This is a genomic window from Hydrocarboniphaga daqingensis (genome assembly GCF_900129825.1).
Classification (GTDB): Bacteria; Pseudomonadota; Gammaproteobacteria; order Nevskiales; family Nevskiaceae; genus Hydrocarboniphaga; species Hydrocarboniphaga daqingensis.
The window spans coordinates 80,147-93,618 of the sequence record NZ_FQWZ01000003.1 but is presented as its reverse complement, the minus strand read 5'-3'; the positions used below and the strand labels follow the sequence as shown (position 1 = coordinate 93,618).

At 67.9% G+C, this 13,472-nt stretch carries 13 protein-coding genes; 9 read left to right on the top strand and 4 right to left on the bottom strand.

What is annotated here, in order from left to right; all coding sequences use genetic code 11:
• Positions 1-30: 30 nt before the first annotated feature.
• The 3 genes from BUB09_RS06360 to BUB09_RS06350 are packed head-to-tail and all read left to right on the top strand — an operon-like array spanning position 31 to position 2,736.
• Positions 31-1,497 (top strand): RimK family ATP-grasp domain-containing protein, encoded by a 1,467-nt coding sequence (locus BUB09_RS06360; protein WP_072895738.1) that lies wholly within the window; start codon positions 31-33, stop codon positions 1,495-1,497.
• Entirely contained in the window at positions 1,497-1,952 is a 456-nt protein-coding gene (locus BUB09_RS06355; protein ID WP_072895735.1) for a GNAT family N-acetyltransferase, read from the top strand. The genes BUB09_RS06360 and BUB09_RS06355 overlap by 1 nt, the downstream gene beginning before the upstream one ends.
• 25 nt (positions 1,953-1,977) lie before the next feature.
• Positions 1,978-2,736, top strand: coding sequence for a hypothetical protein (locus BUB09_RS06350; protein ID WP_072895732.1), 759 nt, complete (start codon positions 1,978-1,980; stop codon positions 2,734-2,736).
• Between the two features lie 18 nt (positions 2,737-2,754).
• Here BUB09_RS06350 and BUB09_RS06345 read toward each other — a convergent pair whose 3' ends face one another.
• The 3 genes from BUB09_RS06345 to lpxL form a co-directional block, all read right to left on the bottom strand.
• A complete protein-coding gene (locus BUB09_RS06345; protein ID WP_072895729.1) occupies positions 2,755-3,951 on the bottom strand; it encodes a L,D-transpeptidase family protein in 1,197 nt (398 codons plus the stop codon).
• Between the two features lie 7 nt (positions 3,952-3,958).
• Positions 3,959-4,945, bottom strand: coding sequence for a tetratricopeptide repeat protein (locus tag BUB09_RS06340; RefSeq protein WP_245793169.1), 987 nt, complete (start codon positions 4,943-4,945; stop codon positions 3,959-3,961).
• 80 nt (positions 4,946-5,025) lie between these two features.
• A complete protein-coding gene (gene lpxL / locus BUB09_RS06335) occupies positions 5,026-5,964 on the bottom strand; it encodes an LpxL/LpxP family Kdo(2)-lipid IV(A) lauroyl/palmitoleoyl acyltransferase (protein ID WP_072895726.1) in 939 nt (312 codons plus the stop codon).
• Positions 5,965-6,073: 109 nt separating this feature from the next.
• Here lpxL and waaA point away from each other — a divergent pair, with 109 nt between their 5' ends.
• From waaA to BUB09_RS06320, 3 genes are read left to right on the top strand one after another with little or no spacing between them, the layout of a single operon-like run.
• The gene (waaA, locus tag BUB09_RS16915) at positions 6,074-7,330 is read left to right on the top strand and encodes a lipid IV(A) 3-deoxy-D-manno-octulosonic acid transferase (protein ID WP_072895723.1); all 1,257 of its coding nucleotides are present in this window, start codon (positions 6,074-6,076) and stop codon (positions 7,328-7,330) included.
• Positions 7,331-7,342: 12 nt separating this feature from the next.
• Positions 7,343-8,392 carry a ligase-associated DNA damage response exonuclease gene (locus BUB09_RS16910; RefSeq protein WP_072895721.1) on the top strand — a complete coding sequence of 350 codons (1,050 nt, stop codon included), beginning with the start codon at positions 7,343-7,345 and terminating at the stop codon, positions 8,390-8,392.
• A complete protein-coding gene (locus BUB09_RS06320; RefSeq protein ID WP_072895718.1) occupies positions 8,392-9,987 on the top strand; it encodes an ATP-dependent DNA ligase in 1,596 nt (531 codons plus the stop codon). Before BUB09_RS16910 ends, BUB09_RS06320 begins: the two co-directional genes overlap by 1 nt.
• 11 nt (positions 9,988-9,998) lie before the next feature.
• Here BUB09_RS06320 and rarD read toward each other — a convergent pair whose 3' ends face one another.
• Positions 9,999-10,943: an EamA family transporter RarD gene (rarD, locus tag BUB09_RS06315; RefSeq protein WP_072895715.1), complete on the bottom strand. Its 945-nt coding sequence runs from the start codon at positions 10,941-10,943 to the stop codon at positions 9,999-10,001.
• 149 nt (positions 10,944-11,092) lie between these two features.
• Here rarD and gcvA point away from each other — a divergent pair, with 149 nt between their 5' ends.
• From gcvA to BUB09_RS06300, 3 genes are all read left to right on the top strand, one after another.
• Positions 11,093-11,989 (top strand): transcriptional regulator GcvA, encoded by an 897-nt coding sequence (gene gcvA / locus BUB09_RS06310; protein WP_072895712.1) that lies wholly within the window; start codon positions 11,093-11,095, stop codon positions 11,987-11,989.
• Positions 11,990-12,153: 164 nt separating this feature from the next.
• Positions 12,154-12,360, top strand: a complete 207-nt coding sequence (gene csrA, locus BUB09_RS06305; RefSeq protein ID WP_072895710.1) for a carbon storage regulator CsrA — start codon at positions 12,154-12,156, stop codon at positions 12,358-12,360.
• Between the two features lie 42 nt (positions 12,361-12,402).
• Positions 12,403-13,401: an enoyl-CoA hydratase/isomerase family protein gene (locus tag BUB09_RS06300; RefSeq protein ID WP_072895707.1), complete on the top strand. Its 999-nt coding sequence runs from the start codon at positions 12,403-12,405 to the stop codon at positions 13,399-13,401.
• The last annotated feature ends 71 nt before the right edge of the window (positions 13,402-13,472 follow it).

Here is a 13,472-nt window from a genome sequence, read left to right as displayed (position 1 = left end):
CGAGGCCGCGCCAACGCGTCGGACCGCGCGATGAGCGGACTGGTGGTCGTCGATGCACGGACCGACTGGCCGTTGCAGATCCCCGGCATGCATGTGATGACGGCCTGGGACTATCTGACGCTGACGCCCGAGGTGCTGCAGCGGAACATCCGCGTGTACAACCTGTGCCGCAGCTTCAGCTACCAGAGCACCGGTTACTACGTCAGTCTGCTGGCCGGTGCCCGCAGCCATCGGCCGTTGCCCGACATCACAACGATTCAGGATTTGAAGCTCGCCGAATCGCCCGGCGTGCTGAACGACGAAATCGACGAGCTGATCCAAAGCTCGCTCGCGCGGCTGGGCTCGTCGGAATATGTGCTCAACGTCTACTTCGGCCAGAGCCCGACCAAGCGCCACGAGCGCTTGGCGCGCGCGCTGTTCAATCTGTTCCCCGCCCCGCTGCTGCAGGCCACGTTCGAGTACAAGGGCGACGAATGGCGCGTCGATTCGATCGGCCCGATCGCGCTGGGCGAGGTGCCCGGCTCGCATCTGGAGTTCATGCATCAGGCAGCGCGTGAGTACTTCACGCGGCGGCGCATGCCGCGGCAGAAGAAGGATTCGTATCGCTACGATCTGGCGATCCTGATCAACGAGGCCGAAAAAGACCCGCCGTCGAACGCGCGCGCGCTGAAGCTGTTCGAGAAAGCCGCCGAGGATCTGGGCTTTCAGGTCGACTTCATCGACAAGGGCGACTACGGTCACGTCGCCGAGTTCGACGCGCTGTTCATTCGCGAAACCACGGCCGTCAACCATCACACGTATCGCTTTGCGCGCCGCGCCGAGCGCGAAGGCCTGGTCGTCGTCGATGACCCCAAGTCGATCCTGCGCGCCGCCAACAAGGTGTTCTTGTCGGAGTTGATGGACCGACACCGGATTCCGCAGCCGAAGACGATGTTGATCCATCGCGGCAACGTCAAACAGATCGCGCGCGAACTGGGCTTCCCTTGCGTGCTCAAGCAGCCGGACTCGCAGTTTTCGCGCGGCGTGATCAAGGTCGACAACGAAGCCGAACTCAAGCGCGAAGTGCGCGATCTGCTCGAACGCAGCGACATCGTGATCGGCCAGTCGTTCGAGCCGACCGACTACGACTGGCGCGTCGGCGTGCTCGACGGCGTGCCGCTGTACGCCTGCCGTTATTACATGGCCAAGGACCACTGGCAGGTGGTCAAGCACGGCCGCAACGGCGGCAAGATCGAAGGCCATCACGACACGCTGCCGATCGACGCGGTGCCGCCGCTGGTGCGCAACGTCGCCGTGCAAGCGGCCAAGGCGGTCGGCAGCGCGCTGTATGGCGTCGACCTCAAGCAGTTTGGCAATGTGGTCAAGGTCGTCGAAGTCAACGACAACCCCAACATCGACTTCGGCGTCGAAGACTTGGTGCTGAAGGAGACGCTGTATCGGCGGATCATGGAGTACTTCGTGCGCCGCCTCGAAGCGCGCGTAAAGAACCAGCCCTGATGCAGCCGGTGGAAGTGCGGCGCGCGCGACCGGCCGATCTGCCGGCGCTGCTACATCTGGAAGCGCTGTTTCCTTCCGATGCGATGTCGCGGCGCAGCCTGCGTCGCTTCATCGACAACAGCAGCGCGGTGTTTCTGGTCGCCGTCGACGGCGCCGACGGCCCGATCGTCGGCAATCTGTTGCTGCTGACGCGGCGCGACCGCGACAGCGCGCGGCTGTACTCGATCGTGGTCGATCCGGCCGCACGCGGCCGCGGCATTGCGCAGCAGTTGATCGAAGCCGCGCACCGGCAAGCCCAGCAGCGCGGCTGCCGCCGCGTGGTGCTCGAAGTGCGCTGCGACAACGCCGCCGCACTGGCGCTGTACCAGCGACGGGGCTATCGAGCGGTTGAAATGCTGCCGGCCTACTACGAGGACGGCGCCGATGGCACGCGTCTGGCTGTGGATCTGACATGACCCCGCGCAGGCAAGGATTCCGCCGATGAGTCGCACCGACACGCTACGACAGCAGATTCTGTTCAGCGCGCCCTTGGGCGCCCACGACCCCAACGCCGGCGCAAAGGCGGTGTTGATCATCGGGGTCATTGCGCTGGGTCTGGTGCTCGACAGCCGGGGCTCGCCGTTGCTGCATCTGGCGGCCAGTGTCCCGGTGTGGTTGACGCTGCTATGGCTGCTGCACCAGCAGACGCCGGCCTGGCGGCTGACGCTGGTCGTGGCCACCGCGTTCGCGCTGGCGGCCGAAGCGCTGTTCTCGCTCGGCTGGGGCCTGTACGACTATCGCTTCCACGACATCCCGGCCTATGTGCCACCCGCGCACACGCTGCTGTTTATGGTCGGCGTCTATTGCGGCCGCAAGCTGCCCGCGCGGCTGGTTCCGCTGCTGCTGCTGATGTTGGTTGCCGGCGCGCTGTGGATGACGATCAGCGGCGCCAGCCGATTCGACGGCCTGATGCTGCTGATCCTGCTGGCGCTGGCGCGCTACGGCAGCCAGCCGCGCATTTACATCCTGATGGTGCCGATCGCGCTGATGGTCGAACTCGGCGGCACCGAACTGGGGGAATGGCGCTGGCAACGCGAGGCGCCAGGTCTGGGCTTGAGCCTGCACAACCCGCCGCTGCTGGCCGGCGTCTGCTATTCGCTGTTCGACGTCTACATGATGCGGACCGCGCGCTGGTTCCATCGCTGGCGTGGCGCGCCGTCATCGCTGTCGGACGCCGGTGCGGCCGCGCCCCAGGCCTGATGCCGGCGCCACGCTCGGCTAAAGATTCTCTTCGCGAAAGATCTTCCACTCGCCCTTGGCGTTTTGCCGCCAGTACTGCTGCTTCTTGGCGCGACTGCTGAAGTTGTCGCTGCGGTAATCGAGCGTGAATTCGGCCAGCATCATCGGCTCGCCGGGATAGCGGAACAGGCTCAGGTCATCGAGACGCACTTCAATCGAGCGCTTGCCCGCATTGACGCGCCGCTTGTGCGCCGCAAACGCGGCCTTGTCCATGCCGTCGGTGGTGAAGTCGGCACCGTAGTAGCCCAGGTAGCCCTCGGTATCGATCGACGTCCACTTGCGCCGCCAGTCCTCGATCCGCGCCAGGAATGTGTCACGTTCGCGCGCTGCATCGGCCTTGGGCACCCAGTCGAGCCGATCGGACAACACCACGGGCGCGTTGGTGCTCAACACATAGGGCTTGAGCGCCACCAGATCGTCGTTGGCCATCGTCACGCAGCCCTCGCTGCTACGCGGGGGCCGCACGTAGGTGATTCTCGGCACGCCGTGCAGCCAGATGCCGTAGCCGGTCTTGACCCGGAAGCGGTCCCACAGATTCGGATAGTTCAGCGGCAGTGCGCCCGCGCCGTACAACTCGGGCAGCTGATCGTCGGGCTTCCATCCGGTGATGTGGTAGATGCCCACCGGAGTGCGCAAATCACCGGCTGCCTTCTTGCCGAACCCATTGCGGCCCATGCCGGCGTAGTGGCTGTGCATCAGCCGCAAATCGCCGCCGCGGTTTTCGAACAGGTTCAGCCGCGCATTGGGCAGGTCGACGACGACCAGGTACGGGTATTCGGTCGCCAGCTTCAGCACATTGCCCGGCACGGTGCCGGGCGGTGGCGTAAACCGCGCTTGGGCTTCGCGAAAATGGGCCTCGTCGAACAGATCCTTCAGCGCCGGGTCTTCGCTGTCCGGCATGATGCCGGGGATGCCCGAACGCGCAGCCAGCACATTGGCGTAGACGAACTGCGCAAGCCGGAAGTTCGGATACTGCTGGGTCAGCTGCGACAGCTTGTCGAGTGCCTGCAGCGAACGGTCGGCGCGCAAGTCGTCGACCGCTGCCATCAACCGGGTTTCAGGACTGGCGACCGGCGCAGTCGTCGGCGGTGCGGCAGCGGGCGCAGCGAGCGGAATCGCGGCAAAGACACCACCTGCGGCTGCCCGGCGCAGCCGCTGCCACCACCGCTGAGGCATCGAGCGACTAGCGCGTGTATTCGCGAACGATCAGCCAACTCGCGCCGGCCTGTTCCAGCTCAAGCGTCTTGGACACTTGATCGGAAAAGCTGTCCGACTCGTAGTTCTGCGTGAACGTCACGGCGACGCGGTCCGACGAGACGCGCTCGACCTTCGGGTCGGCGGCGCTGACGCTGATCCGCGTGGCGCGCAGGATGCGTTCGCGGCGCTGCGCTTCCCACGTGGTGCGACTCAGGTTGCCTTCGGGAACGAAGCGCGGAGAGTAGGTGGCGAAGTAGGCCGTCAGCTCTTTGGCCGACCAGGCCGCAGCCCAGGCGTTGACGACGCTGGTCGCGCTCTGCGCGGTGCTGGCGTCAAGACCGGCGGCGGCCGGCGGCGGAACCGTCGATGGCGGCGGAACGGCGGCCGGCGCGGGCGCTGGTGTCGGTGCTGCCGCCACCGGCGTGTTCGGCGCCGGGGCAGCGCCCTTGCCGCCTGCGCTGTCGAGCTGGCTGATCAGGGCCAGCTTGCTGCGCACCATCTGGTTGCTTTGGTCGAGCGTCAGCGCGCGGTTGTATGCGGCGCCGGCGAGCGCGGCATAGATGTCGCCGAGGTTTTCGTGTGCGGTGGCGTAGCTCGGATGCGTCGCCAGCGCGGCTTCGAGCGCGTCGCGGGCTTTTTCGTAGTCACCCTGCTGCGCATAGAGCACGGCGAGGTTGTTGTAGGGCTCGGGCAACTGCGGGTAGTCGCGCGTCAGGTCGGCGAACACCTTGATCGCCTCCGGGCCGCGGTTGAGCTTGACCAGGATCAAGCCGCGCAGGAAGCGGGCTTCGGCGTCCTGAGGTGCGGTCTTGAGCTGAGCGTCGACCTTCTTCAGCGCCTGATCGAACTGACCCTGCGACAGCAGCGTCTGCGCTTCCTCGACGGCCGATGCGGCGAACGCGGCCTGCGAGGCCAGCCACAGCAACGATGCGGCGGCGCCGCGGCTGATATTCAGATAAAAGCGTTTATCCACCCGGAAAGCCTCGATGTGTTCAGCTGGTGACGCGTCGAGTTTAGCAGCAGCCCGTCGCAGGCGGCGCACACCCGTATCGGTCAGTAAGGTCGTGGCAGCCCGGGCGGCTGCTTCTTGAAGCGCCGGTGCAACCAGAAGTACTGCGGCAGGGCCAGTGCAATGCCCTGCTCGATCACCTGATTGATCCGCGCCGCATCGGCATGCTCGTCGGTGCCCGGGAAGTCGGTGAGCATCGGCAGGAAACGGACGATCCAGCGGCCCTGCTCGTAGCGCGGGAAGTACGGCAGCACGCCGGCCCGGCCCATCTGCGCCAGCCGCGAGGTGGCGGTCAGCGTCAGCGTCGGCACGCCGAAGAATGGCGCGAACACCGACAGCTTCTCGTCCAGCGTCTGGTCGGGCGCGTACCAGATCGCGCGGCCGTCGCGCAGCGAGCGAACCAGCCGGCGCAGGTCTTCGCGCGGCAGCGCCGGTAATTGCGCACGGCGCTCGCGCCAGCGGTGCATGCAGAAATCCATCACCGGGTTGGCATACGGCCGGTACATCGCGTGGAACGGCAGCTGCGCGGTCGTGCACAGCACGCGGGCGCCGATCTCCAGCGTCGTGAAATGGCCGGTCAACAGCAGCAGGCCCTTGCCGCTGGCCAGCGCCGCGTCCAGATGCTCGCGCCCTTCGACCGCAAACCGCGGCGCCAGCCGACGGTCCGACGCAAACCAGGCCAGACCGGCCTCGATCGCACCAGCACCGACAGCGCGGAAGTGCGCGCGGCGCAGCTCGGCGCGTGTCGCGTCGTCGAGCGACGGAAAGCACAGCCGCAGATTGACGTCGACCACATGGCGCCGGCTGCGGATGCAGCGGCCCAGCAGCGCGCCCAGACCGGCACCGAAGGCCAGACTCCAGCGCATCGGCAGCATCGCCAGCAGCCACAGCAGGCCGATGCCGAGCCAGGTCGGCCAGTGCCACGGCGCCAGCAGGCGCGCGCGAAACGGCGGCGCCGCCGATGAAGAAGGGTTGGATGCCATAAGCCGTGCAGTTTAGGCGCTTCGGCCGGCGCGCTCATCGTGGCGTCGACGGCGCGCGATCACGCCGACGGTTGTTGCTCAATGCCGCGGCGCCTCGCATGCTCCGCCGATGCGCTGGCTCTACACCTTTCTGCTGTACTGGCTGACTCCGCTGATCCTGCTGCGCCTGTTGTGGCGCAGCCGCGAGCTGCCCGACTACCGACGTCGCTGGGCCGAGCGCTTCGGCTGGGTGCGGCCGTCACCGGCACCGATCGCGGTCTGGGTGCATGCGGTGTCGGTCGGCGAGTCGCTGGCCGCTATGCCGCTGATCCGCGCGTTGGTCGACTTGCACGGCGAAGGCGCCGTTTGGGTGACGACGACGACGCCGACCGGATCGGCACGCGTCACCGAGACGCTCGGTGCGCGCGTCCGTCACAGCTACGCGCCCTACGACCTGCCGGGCTCGGTCGCGCGCTTCCTGCGCCGCGTGCGACCGCAGTGCGTCGTCGTCATGGAAACCGAGCTGTGGCCCAACTTGTTTCATCAGCTCGGCGCGGCCGGCACGCCGCTGATCGTCGCCAATGCGCGGCTCAGCCCGCGGTCGATGCGCGGCTACTCGCGCGTGCGCGGCTTCGCCCAGTCGACGTTGGCAGCAGCGCGCATCGCCGCGCAGAGCGCGGCCGATGCCGAGCGCTTCCGCCAGCTCGGCGCACAGCGCGTCACGGTGATGGGCAACATCAAGTTCGACCTGAGCATCGACGAGTCGCAAATCCGCTCCGGGCACGACCTGCGCCGCCGCATCGGCGCGCAGCGGCCGGTATGGGTGGCCGCCAGCACGCACGAAGGTGAAGAAGACATCGCGCTGCGCGCGCATGCCGAACTGCGCCGCGCCTATGCCGATGCGCTGCTGATTCTGGTGCCGCGGCATCCGCAGCGTTTCGACACCGTGGCGCGGCGCATCGCCAGCAGCGGCCTGGCGATGGCGCGGCGCGCGTCCGGCGACGATCCGTCTGCGGCGGCCGTGCTGCTCGGCGACACGATGGGCGAGATCTTCGTCTACTACGCCGCTGCTGACCTCGCGTTGGTTGGCGGCAGCTTCGTCGACATCGGCGGACACAATGTGCTGGAACCGGCATCGATCGGCCTGCCGGTGCTGTTCGGCCCGCAGATGCACAACTTCCTGCCGGCGCGCGACCTGCTGCTGCAAGGCCAGGCCGCGATCGGCCTCGACGAGCCGGTGATGCTGGTGCCGACGCTGCATGCGCTGCTGGCCGACCCCGAGCGCCGCGCGCGGATGGGTGCTGCCGGCCGCGACGCGGTGCAGGCCAATCGGGGCGCGCTGCAGACGCTGCTCGGCTTGATCGCCGATCCCGCGTCGCTGGACTAAGCTGCCGCGCTCATGAACGACCTCGTCATTCCCACCGGCCAGGGCCTGTACTGCCCGGCCGGCGATTTTCATATCGACCCCTGGCGCCCGGTCGAACGCGCGGTGATCACGCATGGTCACGCCGACCATGCGCGCTCGGGCAGCAAGCGCTACTGGGGCGCCGCGCCCGGCTTGAGCCTGCTGCGCGAGCGCATCGGCTATGGCGCCGGCATCGTGCCACTGGCCTACGGGCAGCGCGTCGAGTTTGGTCCGGTGACGGTGTCGCTGCATCCGGCCGGCCACGTGCTGGGCTCGGCGCAAGTGCGGCTCGAACATCAGGGCCAGGTCTGGGTGGTGTCCGGCGACTACAAGCGCGACCCCGATCCGACCTGCACGCCGTTCGAAGTCGTGCCCTGCGATGTGTTCATCACCGAGGCCACGTTCGGCCTGCCGGTGTACCGCTGGCAGGAGCCGGCCGAGATCGCGCGTGAAATCCACGAATGGTGGCAGGACTGCAAGGCCCAGGGCCTGTGCGCGATCCTGCATTGCTACGCGCTGGGCAAGGCGCAGCGCGTGCTCGCCGAGCTGATGCGCTACACCGACGAAACGGTGTATCTGCACGGCGCGATGACCAAGCTGGTCAAGCTGTATCGCGATGCCGGCGTGGCGATGCTGCCGACCGATGCGATCGGCAACCAACCCAAGTTCTTCGACTGGAAAGGGCGCCTGCTGCTGGCGCCGCCGGGCGCCGGCGGTACGCCATGGATGCGCCGCTTCAAGCCCTATTCGACCGGCTTTGCATCCGGCTGGATGCGCGTGCGCGGCTCGCGCCGGCGCCAGGCCTACGACCGCGGCTTTGCGCTGTCGGACCACGCCGACTGGCCGTCGCTGCTGCGCACGATCACCGAAACCGGCGCCAAGCGCGTGCTGCCGACGCACGGCAACACCGAAGCGCTAGTGCAGTGGTGCCGCGAGCAAGGTATCGACGCCGCGCCGCTGAAAACCGAATACGAAGGCGAGCCGCAGCACGATGCGGCTGCCGTGGCCGACAGCGAGGACCCTGTCGCCAACCCGGCGGGCTGATGCGCCAATTTGCCGCGCTGTACGCGCAGCTCGACGCGACGACGTCGACCAGCGCCAAGCTCGCGGCGATGCAGCGCTATTTCGCCGACGCACCGCCGGCCGACGCGGCTTGGGGGCTGTACTTCTTGCTGGGCCATCGGCTCAAGCGCGTGATCCCGCCGACGCGGCTGCGCGACTGGATCAGCCAGCTCACCGGCCTGTCGCCGGCGCTGGTCGAAGACAGCTATGCGCATGTCGGCGACCTCGCCGAAACCGTCGCGCTGCTGCTCGATGCGCGCCTCGACCGGATCGCGCCCGACCAGGCCAGTGCGCCGCCGCTGCACGAATGCGTGGCGCTGCTGCAATCGCTGGCGGGCGCCGACCCGGACCTGCAGCGCGACACCGTGTTTGCCTGGTGGCAACAACTGCCGTTCGAGCAGTGCTTCCTATTCACCAAGCTGCTGACCGGTGCGCTGCGCGTCGGCGTGTCGGCCGGGCTGGCCGCGCGCGCCCTGGCCGCACAGTCCGGCGTCGACGTCGCCGTGATGCAGCATCGACTGATGGGCGAATGGCAGCCGTCGGCCGCGGCATTCACCGCCCTGCAGGCCGTGGCACCGGCGCAACAGTCGCCGTCGCAGCCCTACCCGTTTTGTCTGGCGCAGCCGCTCGACGATGCCGCACCCGACGCCGTCGGCCCCGCCGACGCGTTCCTTGCCGAATGGAAATGGGACGGCATTCGCGGCCAGCTGATCCGGCGTGAAGGCCAATGCTGGCTGTGGTCACGCGGCGAAGAGCTGCTCAACGGCCGCTTTCCCGAGATCGAAGCCGCCGCTGCATCACTACCCGACGGCTGCGTGCTCGACGGCGAAGTGCTGGCGTGGAAAGACGGCGCGGTGGCGCCATTTGCGCTGCTGCAGACGCGCATCGGCCGCAAGGCACCCGGCAAGAAAACGCTGGCCGACGCGCCGTTGATCTTCATGCCCTACGACCTGCTGGAACTCGACGGCGTCGACTTGCGCGCACAGCCGCTGCAGCAGCGGCGCAGCGCGCTGGCCGCGCTGTGTGATCGCAGCGCGTTCACGCCATCGCCGACGATCGACGCGCAGAACTGGGACGCGTTGCGGGCGCAGCGCGAGCAGGCGCGGCAGCGCGGCGTCGAAGGCCTGATGCTGAAACGCCGCGACTCGGTCTACGGCGCCGGTCGCAAAGCCGGGCTGTGGTGGAAGTGGAAAGTCGATGCACTGACGATCGACTGCGTGCTCGTGTATGCGCAGGCCGGCCACGGCCGCCGCTCGAACCTGTACACCGACTACACGCTGGCCGTGTGGAGCGGCGATGCGCTGGTGCCGGTGGCCAAAGCCTATTCCGGGCTGACCGATGCCGATTTGGTGGCGATGGACCGCTGGATCCGCGCCCACACGCTGGAGAAGTTCGGCCCGGTGCGCAGCGTCGAGCCGCTGCAGGTGTTCGAAATCGCGTTCGAAGGCATCCAGGCCAGCCCGCGCCATAAGGCCGGTGTCGCGCTGCGCTTTCCGCGGATCGCGCGCTGGCGTCAGGACAAGCCGGCCGCCGAAGCCGATACGCTCGACAACGTCCGCGCGCTGATCGGCCGCTGAGCGCGGCGTCGTCAGCGGCCGGCGTTGGCGGCCACGCGCAGCGCCGGCGCCGGCCGACCGCGCCACACGCCATCAACGGCGTACACCACCAAGCCCAGCCAGATGCAGCCGAAACCGACCGCCTGGACGGCCGTGAACGGCTCCTTGAACACCAGCAGCGCCGTGATCAGTTGCAGCGTCGGCGCCATGTATTGCAGCAGGCCGATCGTCGTCAGCGGCACGCGGCGCACACCAAAGGCGAACAGCACCAGCGGCACTGCCGTCAGCAGGCCGCTGGCAACCAGCAAGGCATCGAGCTGCCACGACACCACGCCGAACACCGAAGCGCCGCGGCCGTATTCGAACAGCAACCACGCCAGCGCAAACGGCAGAATCAGCAGCGTTTCGACGGCCAGCCCGGCGACGGCGTCGACGACGACGGTCTTGCGAACGAAGCCGTACAAGCCGAACGAAAACGCCAGCGTCAGCGCGATCCACGGCGGCCGGCCGACCTGCCAGGTCAGCCAGGCCACACCCAGCGCCGCCAGCGCCACCGCGATCCACTGCCGCGGATTGAGCTTCTCGGACAAAAACAGCACGCCCAGCAGCACCGACACCAGCGGGTTGATGAAGTAACCCAGGCTGGCCTCGACGACGTGGCCGTTGCCGACGGCCCAGACGTAGGTCAGCCAGTTGATCGTGATCATCACCGCCGACGCGAACAGCCTCAGCCGCGTGACACCGTCGGCCAGCGCCCGTGTCACATGCCCCAGTTCGCCGCGCACGCCGAGCCAACCGAACACGAACAGACAGCACCAGACGACGCGGTGGGTCATGATCTGGAACACCGGCGCCTGATGCAGCAGCTTCAGATACAGCGGCAGCAGGCCCCAGATCGCGAATGCGCCGATCGCGGCCAGCAAGCCGCGGCGATCAAGGCGTGCAAGCACGGGGGACGACGGATCGGGCTGACTCATGGGTACGGCCTGGGCCGCGAGCGGCGGCGGGTACGGGTAGCGGGCGCGTATTGTCGGCGCCACTGCGCGTCAGCGGAATCGAAGCCTGCTGGCGCGTCCCGTGAAGCAGATTCACAGCGCGCGCCGCGCAGCGCTATGCTCGGACGGCCATGTCGCTACGCCTTCCGCCACTGCAGGCGCTGCAAGCCTTCGAGGCCGCCGCGCGTCATCAGAGTTATTCCCGCGCTGCCGAAGAGCTGGCCCTGACCCACGGCGCGATCAGCCACCAGATCGCGGCGCTCGAAGTGCGTGTCGGCACCAAGCTGTTCCGACGTCAGCGCAACAGCATGCTGCTAACCGATGCCGGACGGATGCTGCTGGCCAACGTCCGCCAAGGCTTGATGCTGCTGGAACGTGCGTTCGACGTTCGCCCGCCGACCGAGCGGCGCGTTGCGCTGACGCTGAGCACGCTGCCCTCACTGGCACGTTGCTGGTTGCTGCCGCGGCTGTCGCAGTTCCAGCGAGCGCATCCGGACATCGACCTGCTGGTGGACCCGAGCGGTGCGCTGGTCGACCTGCAGCACGACGCGGTCGACATCGCGATCCGCTACGGCGGCGGCAGCTGGCCGGGTGTCCAGCAAGTGCTGATGATGGACGACGAGTTGTTCCCGGTCTGCAGCCCGCGCTATCGCGATGGCCAGTTGCCGCCAACACCATCGGACTTGGTCGACTGCGCGCTGCTGCACAACCCATGGCAGCCCTGGGAGCCGTGGCTGCACGCAGCCGGGCTGTCGCTGCGCGAAACGGCGCGCGGCGTCAGCTACACCGACTCGGCGCTGTTGCTCGACGCCGCCGCCGATGGCCAGGGCGTGGTGCTGGCGCGGCGAGCCTTGGCGGCGCGTGACCTCGCACAAGGGCGTCTGGTGCGGCTGTTCGACATCGCGATACCCGACTCCAACCGCTACTACCTGCTGTGGCGTCACGATCATCCTCGGCTGAACGATGTGCTGCGCTTGCGCGACTGGCTGCTATCGCAGGCCTCGGCAACGGATGGGGTCGACTTTTGACAACAATCGATTTCAACGCGGCTTTTTCGCACAAAAACGGTCGATACAGCGTCCAACGGAGGTGCGATACTCAAGCGGGGTGCGGCATCCGGCCAACAGGCACGGAGGACCGCCGGGGTACGCGACGCCGGCAACGACCGGCGTCCACAAAAGGACGACGAGCAATGCTGATTCTGACTAGGAAAGTCGGCGAGAGCCTGATCATTGGCGACGAAGTGGAAGTGTCGGTGCTGAGCGTCAAAGGCAGCCAGGTGCGAATCGGAATCAAGGCGCCCAAAGGCGTGGCGGTCCACCGCCATGAAATCCTGGAACGTGCTGCGGCGGCCAAGGTCGCCGGCGGCGGTGATGATGGCGGACCGCAAGCGGCCTGAGTCGTATCGGCGGCACGGCTCCACCCTTCGGTGGGGCTCACCATGCGGCTGATCGATCCGACGACGGTCGAGGCGTACTGCCGCGATCCCGCGACCTTGGCGGCGGCGCTCGACGTCGCGCCCTACGTGCTGCTCGACCTGCGGGATCCGCAGTCCGCGTCGCCGGCGGCCGACGTGGTCGATGGTGTCGGCACGCTGCCCTGCCCGGTCATCGCGCTCGGCCCGGTCGCAGCGGCACATGCGGCGCTGGCGCTCGCCTGCGATGCGGTCGCCGACACGCCCGATGCCGCCGCGTCGATGATCGACGGCCTGCTGCGCAGTCCGATGGCCGCGACGGTTCTGGTGCAGACACTGCGCGCCATTGAGTCGTTGCCGCTGGCGTCGGCGCTGGTGGTCGAATCGCTGGCCTACGCCAGCCTGCAACGCGGCGCTGAATTCCAGCGCTGGCTGGCAACGCGCCCGCCGCCACCTTCACCCGTCGAAGAGTCCGGCCCCGCAGTCGAGATCGAGCGCGACGGCGACCGCGTGCAACTGCACTTGAACCGGCCGCTGCAACGCAATGCGATGACGCTGGCGATGCGCGATGCCCTGGTTGAAGCACTGCAATGGATTCGCGCCGACGACAGCGTTGCCGTGTTGTCGATCGACGCACGCGGGCGCTGCTTCAGTACCGGCGGCGAGCTCAGCGAATTCGGCACCGCGCCCGATCCCGCCACTGCGCACTGGGTCCGCAGCCTGGCGCTGCCGGGCCGCGAGCTGGCGCTGTGCCGGCACGCGGCAACGCAGGCTCATGTTCACGGCGCCTGCATCGGCTCGGGCATCGAGTTTCCGGCGTTTGCGCAGACGCTGAGCGCGCATCCGGACACCCACTTCCAGCTGCCGGAGCTGCGCTTCGGGCTGATTCCCGGCGCCGGCGGCTGCGTCAGCATCAGCCGGCGCATCGGTCGCCAGCGCACCGCCGCCTGGGTGCTGTCGGGCAAGCGCATCCCCGCGCGCACCGCGCTGGCTTGGGGCTTGATCGACCGGATCACCGACGCCTGAGCCGCCGTACCGGGGCGCCGTTGGCCGCGCCCTTCCGTTGATTCCACTGGCTGCAGCACCCGGCCCAGCGC

Coding starts and splice junctions, on each gene's coding strand:
- BUB09_RS06300 (WP_072895707.1), top strand. CDS start 12,403: ATGCGGCTGATCGATCCGACGACGGTCGAGGCGTACTGCCGCGATCCC.
- BUB09_RS06320 (WP_072895718.1), top strand. CDS start 8,392: ATGCGCCAATTTGCCGCGCTGTACGCGCAGCTCGACGCGACGACGTCG.
- BUB09_RS16910 (WP_072895721.1), top strand. CDS start 7,343: ATGAACGACCTCGTCATTCCCACCGGCCAGGGCCTGTACTGCCCGGCC.
- waaA (WP_072895723.1), top strand. CDS start 6,074: ATGCGCTGGCTCTACACCTTTCTGCTGTACTGGCTGACTCCGCTGATC.
- csrA (WP_072895710.1), top strand. CDS start 12,154: ATGCTGATTCTGACTAGGAAAGTCGGCGAGAGCCTGATCATTGGCGAC.
- BUB09_RS06360 (WP_072895738.1), top strand. CDS start 31: ATGAGCGGACTGGTGGTCGTCGATGCACGGACCGACTGGCCGTTGCAG.
- rarD (WP_072895715.1), bottom strand. CDS start 10,943: ATGAGTCAGCCCGATCCGTCGTCCCCCGTGCTTGCACGCCTTGATCGC.
- BUB09_RS06345 (WP_072895729.1), bottom strand. CDS start 3,951: ATGCCTCAGCGGTGGTGGCAGCGGCTGCGCCGGGCAGCCGCAGGTGGT.
- BUB09_RS06350 (WP_072895732.1), top strand. CDS start 1,978: ATGAGTCGCACCGACACGCTACGACAGCAGATTCTGTTCAGCGCGCCC.
- BUB09_RS06355 (WP_072895735.1), top strand. CDS start 1,497: ATGCAGCCGGTGGAAGTGCGGCGCGCGCGACCGGCCGATCTGCCGGCG.
- lpxL (WP_072895726.1), bottom strand. CDS start 5,964: ATGGCATCCAACCCTTCTTCATCGGCGGCGCCGCCGTTTCGCGCGCGC.
- gcvA (WP_072895712.1), top strand. CDS start 11,093: ATGTCGCTACGCCTTCCGCCACTGCAGGCGCTGCAAGCCTTCGAGGCC.